The sequence below is a fragment of the Campylobacter sp. CH186 genome (assembly GCF_004378925.1).
GTDB lineage: Bacteria > Campylobacterota > Campylobacteria > Campylobacterales > Campylobacteraceae > Campylobacter_D > Campylobacter_D jejuni.
Window position 1 is genome coordinate 1 of the sequence record NZ_RYYB01000012.1, and the last position, 6,772, is coordinate 6,772.

The following is a 6,772-nucleotide window of genomic DNA, read 5'->3' on the forward strand; positions in this document are numbered from 1 at the left end:
TCGTTGATAGCACTTGAGATTTGTCCAAATTCATCATTGCTTTTTACTTCTATAGTAGAAACATTTTTTGTTTTATGATTGATGAAGTCAAAGAAATTTTGTAAAGATTTAAAAATTGAATTAATTTTTGCACTTACCATATATTTTATACACATATATACAATAACTGAAATTATAATTAAAAATATAACAACTACAGCAACTATAATTAATTGAAGATGATACAAAGGTGCTAAAACTGAATTTTTAGGAGTTGTTGCAAGTATACTCCAGTGACTTGAATCTTCTAATGTACTAAAAGAAGAAACCGAAGCATAACTAGTTAAACCTGTAGATGTATAAAAATTATTGATTAAAATATCTCTATGTTCTTTAATAGCACTTAATACAGGAGCTACAGAAGGAGAATGGTTGTATTCATTGATTTTTTGCAAAATTGCTTTAGGATTTTCATGAATAACAAATATTCCATCATCTGTAAGTAGTAATCTTTGATCTCCTTCGTGAAAATTTAAAGAAGGATCAAGTAAAGCTTTAGACATCTGTGAAAGCTCTAAGGAGAAACCAATAACTCCTGCAAAGTCTCCTTTTTGATTAAAAATAGGCATTCCTAAGTTTATTCCTAAAAATTCTCCATTGCCATAATCAAGACGCTTAACTGAACCAAAAGTAATCTTTTGCTCTTTATTGTGCACATTGTTTTCAATTTTTGAGATTACAGGTATACTGTTATACATATTTTTATTTTGTATAAATGTTTTAATACCTCCGTCAATCCCTGGAGTTGAATCATTATAAACAATAGATAAATTTCCATTTTGAGTGTCTTTTTCTTTATTTCCTGATAAGACTGAAAGATCTTTAATATACAAAAAAGCATAAGTGGTATGCATACTTGAATCTAATGTTTTTTTGGTTAAATTTTCCAATATATTAATGTCAATGTTCCCATTATCATTAATAACTTGTTGTATACTAGCACCTAATGCTTTAGAGAGTAAAAAAGGTTCGTTAAGTGTGGATTGCATATAATTTACATATCTTTTTGAAGCTATGTCTAGAGCAATTTCTGCTTCTTTTTCCATATTTTGAGAAACTTTCCATGATATGATAACAATCATAAAGACTAAGCTAACCATAACACTTCCAATTACTGAAAGAGTTAATTTAGTTCCGATAGATTTTAACATTGTCTTCCTTTTCTTAGATATATTTATTTGTGAATTATAACTATAAAGTGCTTATTTTTTTCTAAAAAATTTATTAATTAATATTTTATTAATTAATAATTAATAATTAAATTAAATAGTGTTAAAATACATTTACAACAAATTTATATTAAGGAATAGCAATGAAAAAGATTTCCATTTCTTTTGTTGTCCTATCGACATGTTTATGGGCAAAAAATACCGCCTATACCGATGAAGTTGTATTGCTTTATCTTAATAAAGATGATATTAAAGCCATAGGAAGACTTTACCTACAAATCCTTTTGAAGTGTTAAAAAGCGAAAATAACAGGGTTTTGCTAAAAATTGATGGTTATGTAAATCCTAAAGCGCCTTCTGTAATTTATTTCAATAACTCTCAAAGAATTATTGTTGCAGCTTTTTCTAAAAATACAAAATTAAATTTCTCTCAAAGAATAACTGGAAAAGATGGAAAATGGGATAAGGTAAGTCTTGAAATTTGGGCAGATAAAAAAGAATTTGTCAAAGACAATAAAAAAATGTTAAATCGAGCCAAAGAGCTTTTTGTAAATAACTGCGGAATTTGCCATGCTATCCACAAAGAAAAAGAATTTACAGCTAACGCTTGGCCTACAATTTTCCGTTCTATGGCCGATAGAACAGGTATTGATAAAAAAGACAGATGGCTAGTTATAGAATACTTACAAAAAAACGCAAAAGATTTTAAAATAAAATAAGGAGAAAAGCATGCTAGATAGAAGAAAATTTTTAAAAATTGTAGCGAGCTTAAGTGCAGGAAAAACCGTAGAGGCTTCAAAAGTTAGTCGGACTTGCAAAAAATGGAGAAGTGATCACCGCAGCACACTGGGGATTTTAAAACTCACTATAAAAGATGGCAAGATAGTAAAAAGTGAACCCTGGGAAAAAGTTACAAAAATGGATAATCCTTTACAGCACTATACTGCCGATATGGTTTATAAATCTCGTTTAAAATACCCTTATATGCGTAAATCCTACCTTGAAAATCCTGACAATCCTAAACCTGAGCTTCGTGGAAAAGATGAGTTTGTTCGTGTAAGTTATGATGAAGCGATCAAGCTTATCGTCAAAGAACTTAAAAAACAAGGGATAGTAAAGGTGCAAGTGCGATTTTTGGTGGAAGCTATGGCTGGAAATCAAGTGGAAATATGCAAAACTCACGCATCTTGCTTCATAGATTTTTAAATGTAACAGGTGGATTTGTAGGAGCTACTGGGGACTATTCTACAGGAGCTTCTCAAGTGATTATGCCTTATGTTGCAAGATCGATTGAAGTTTATGAGCAACAAACCTCATGGGAAAATATCTTAAGTGATTCTAAATATGTTGTAATTTGGGGTGCTGATCCGCTTTCTACTTTACGCATAGCTTGGACTTCAAACGAACAAAGAGGTTTGGCATACTTTGAAAAACTTAAAGACAGCAAAATCAAAGTAATTTGTATAGATCCTGTAAAAACCACTACAGCAAAATTTTTAAATGCCAAATGGATAGCTCCACGCCCAAATACTGATGTAGCTTTAATGATGGGTATGGCAAGCCATTTAATCGCTAAGAAAAAAGTCAATTACGAATTTTTAGACACTTACACTACAGACTTTGATAAATTTAAAGACTATTTAGTAGGTAAAGAAGATGGGGTAAAAAAGATACAAAATGGGCAAGTAAAATTTGCGGTATCGATGAAAAAACTATCAAAAATTTAGCTGAAACTTTTTATGATAATCCTACTATGATTATGAGTGGTTGGGGTATGCAAAGAGCACATCATGGCGAACAGCCTCACTGGATGTTAGTTACTCTTTGTGCGATGTTAGGACAAATCGGCACAAAAGGAGGCGGTTTTGGGCTAAGCTATCATTATAGCAATGGCGGTGTTCCAACTTGCAAAGGTGGAGTTATCGGTGGTATAACAGCAGGTAGCTTAGGGATTTGGAAAAATGGTAAATTTAAAGGTTTAGCAAAAAGAGAAACTTCAAACGAAGGTGCAGAATGGCTTCAAAATGCAGTGAGTTATTCTTTCCCTGTAGCAAGAATCGCTGATGCTTTACTTCATCCTGGAAAAACCATAGATCATAACGGCTCTAAGCTTACCTATCCTGATATTGATTTTATTTACTGGGTAGGCGGAAATCCTTTAGTACACCATCAAGATACCAACACTAATGTAAAAGCATGGAGAAAACCACGCACCGTTGTGGTAAATGAAATTTACTGGACTCCAACAGCTAAAATGGCAGATATTGTTATGCCTGTAACTTCATTTTATGAAAGAGATGATATTACCATGATAGGAGATTATTCAAATATGCATATAGCTCCTATGAAACAAGCAGTTGAGCCTGTGGGTGAAAGCAAAGATGATTATGTAATTTTCTCTGATATTTGTAAAATTTATGGAAAAGATGTCTTTAATGCTTACACAGAAAATGACAAAAAAGCTAAAGATTTTATCAAAGAATACTACAACAGCGTCCTAAAACAAACTCAAAGTTTTGGCGAAGCTTTTGCCACTCCTATGCCAAGTTTTGAAGAATTTTGGGCTAAAAATAAACCAATCACTTTTGAACCAACAGCTGAAAGTTTAGAATGGACTCGTTTTTCAGAATTTATAGAAGATCCTATCTTAAATGCTCTGGGTACAGATTCAGGACTCATTGAAATTTACTCAGAAACGATTAAAAATTATAATTATGATGATTGCAAAGCTCACCCTACTTGGTTTGAGCCTATTGAATGGCTTGGAAATGCAAGTAAAGAAGCACCTTTCCACTTACTTACAAATCACCCAAGAGATCGCTTGCACTCTCAACTTTGCCACACAAGCTTAAGAGATACTTATGCAATAAAAGATAGAGAGCCGATTTTAATCAATTTTAAAGATGCAAAAAAACTTGGTATAAAAAATGGTGATATAGTGCGTGTGTTTAATAAACGCGGTGAAGTTTTAGCAGGGGCTGTTGTAAGCGATGAAATCATGCAAGGGGTTGTAAGGCTTTGTGAAGGTGCTTGGTATGATCCTAATGAAAACGGACTTTGCAAATGTGGAAATGCAAATGTTTTAACCATGGATATGCCAACTTCAAAACTTGCCAATGGCAATATCTCTCATACAGGGCTCGTAAACATAGAAAAATTTAAAGGTGAACTACCAAAACTTACTGCCTTTAATGCGCCAAAAGGTGTGAATTAAATTGCAAGAAAGCCGCAAGGCTTTCTATTGTCCAAGCAAATTTAAACTTAAAGCCATTATTGCCATTCCTGTGATAAGTCCATATAAACTATCATGAGCCTTATCATAAGTTTTTGCAGCGGGCAAAAGCTCATCAAGAGATATAAAAACCATAATTCCTGCAATCACAGCAAAACTTATAGCTAAAGTAAGATCGCCTATAAAAGGCAATAAAATCAAAGCTCCAACAAAAGCACCCAAAGGCTCTGCAAAACCCGAAAGAGCTGAATAAATAAAAGCTTTTTTCTTATCTCCTGTAGCATGGTAAATTGGCAAACTCACAGCCAAACCTTCAGGGATATTGTGTATAGCCACAGCTATAGCTATAGCAATTCCTAAAGTAAGATTATCAAGACTTGAAATAAAAGTAGCAAAACCTTCAGGGAAATTATGTATAGCAATAGCCAAAGCTGTAAAAATCCCTGTGCGTTTTAAAGCTTTAGTATTGATCTGATGCAACTTTTCTCCAGGATGAAATTTCGGAGGATTTTGTCCTTTTTGGGGTAAGGGACAAATTTTTAACTCGCTTAAATCCTTTTTAGGCTCATGAGGATTGACATCTTCGGGGATTAATTTATCAATCAATAAAGATATTAAAATTCCACCAAAAAAACAAGCCAATCCCAAAAGCTCAGCCCAATGTGAATCATAGTGATTTTTAAAATCTTTAAGTGCAGTGGGTAAAATTTCCATGAAAGAAATGTATATCATTACTCCAGCTGAAAAACCAAGCCCTAAAGAAAGCACTCTTAAATCATCTTTTCTGGAAAAAAAGGCTATTATAGAACCTATAGCTGTAGAAAAACCTGCAAAAAGAGTCAATAGCATTGCGATAAAAATTTGTTCGAATGTAAATTGCATTAATAATTCTTAACTTCAATAAAATTTTAATATTTTAAATATTTATATTTATAAAAAGTTAACATACGGTAAAAATATAAAAGATATTAAAATTTTTAAGAACATTTTAAAAAATTATAGAATATCATATCGTCTTTTTTATAAATTTTTAAAAGTTAAGGAAAAAATATGAATTTTCGTTCTTTAAATATAAGTACTAAGCTTATTCTATCTGTAGCTATAGGGGTAATTTTAGGCATCATCGTATTAGTTTCAACAGTTTCCATATATATTTCTGAAAATATGGAGAAAGAGGCCAAAGATTCAATATTTTTAGCTTCAAAAAGATATACCAATTATATGGAAGGCATTCTAAATGAAACTGTTGCACTTACAAAAGGAACCGCAACTTCCTTAAATGATATGTTTGAACACAATAATCAAGTTGATGCTGATCTGATTGAAAGCTTAATGAAAAATTTATTTGATAGTAGTTTATATTCAGCTTATACTTTTTTGTATTTAAAAGATACTTCAGTGTTAGGGGATGCTCAAGGAATTGATAAAAGATACACAAGTTCTGATGGTAAAACTTTTGCTATGATTTATTTTGATCAAACCAGTGGAAAATCTGGAGGAATAGAAACGATTCAAACGCCAAATAATTTTGGTAATTTAAAGATTATAGAACAAGTAGAAAAAAACGCTAAATATGGAGATAAAGATAGTTTATTTGTTGGGCCACCAACTAAACTTAATTATGATGGAAAAGATTTTCTAGGTATTAATTTTGGAATGCCTATTTTTAATAATAAAGGCAAATTTATTGGAGTTGCTGGATACACTTTAGATTTTGCTGAAGTTTCTGAAACCATGCTTGATCCAAAATTAGATTTTTTTGAAGGAGATTTAAGATTTTTAATGACTGATAAAGGCATTATTACCATTCATAAAAATCATAATGCTATTTTAAAAACACTTGGCGATATAAATAAAGATCCCTCTGTGGAATTAGTCAATAATGCTGTTAAAGAACACAAAACTGTTATAATAGATGATTATGTTGCTTCAACTGGAGATTTAAGCTATGCATCCGTTTCATCTTTTAGCACTGCAAATAATTCAAGTCATTGGAGTATGGTTGTAACTGCTCCTAAAAATTCAGTTCTAGCACCTTTAAAGAAACTAGAAATTATTTTTATCATCATTTCTTTTTTTATACTACTTGTCATATTGATTATAGTTTATGTCTGCGTTAAAAAAATAGTTGGTTCTAGAATTCCTATTATTTTGAAATCTTTAGAAAATTTCTTCCGATTCTTAAATCATGAAAAAAATGAAGTGGATTTAATAAAAATAAAAGCAGATGATGAACTCGGAAAAATGGGTAAAATGATCAACGAAAACATCCTTGCTACTAAAAAAGGTTTAGAACAAGACAATCAAGCCGTTAAAGAATCAGTTCAAACCGT

2 protein-coding genes and 3 pseudogenes are annotated in these 6,772 nt (G+C 31.5%); 3 read left to right on the forward strand and 2 right to left on the reverse strand.

Going from position 1 to position 6,772, the window contains the following annotated elements:
- Positions 1 to 1,139 (reverse strand): annotated as a pseudogene (locus ELQ09_RS08055) (cache domain-containing protein); the annotation flags it as partial.
- A 212-nt stretch (positions 1,140 to 1,351) separates the two neighbouring features.
- Between ELQ09_RS08055 and ELQ09_RS08060 the strand changes: the two are divergent.
- Both ELQ09_RS08060 and ELQ09_RS08065 read left to right on the forward strand, forming a co-directional pair.
- A pseudogene (locus tag ELQ09_RS08060) lies at positions 1,352 to 1,926 on the forward strand (cytochrome c3 family protein).
- Positions 1,927 to 1,936: 10 nt separating this feature from the next.
- Positions 1,937 to 4,421, forward strand: a pseudogene (locus tag ELQ09_RS08065) (molybdopterin guanine dinucleotide-containing S/N-oxide reductase).
- A 24-nt stretch (positions 4,422 to 4,445) separates the two neighbouring features.
- Here the strand turns inward: ELQ09_RS08065 and zupT are convergent.
- Positions 4,446 to 5,321, reverse strand: coding sequence for a zinc transporter ZupT (gene zupT, locus ELQ09_RS08070; protein WP_096702686.1), 876 nt, complete (start codon positions 5,319 to 5,321; stop codon positions 4,446 to 4,448).
- A 168-nt stretch (positions 5,322 to 5,489) separates the two neighbouring features.
- Here zupT and ELQ09_RS08075 point away from each other — a divergent pair.
- Positions 5,490 to 6,772, forward strand: a 1,283-nt coding sequence (locus ELQ09_RS08075) for a PDC sensor domain-containing protein (RefSeq protein ID WP_208357120.1), incomplete at its 3' end; no start/stop codon positions are given.

Excerpts from the sequence above, each read along its gene's own strand:
- zupT (WP_096702686.1), bottom strand. The coding sequence starts at position 5,321 with ATGCAATTTACATTCGAACAAATTTTTATCGCAATGCTATTGACTCTT.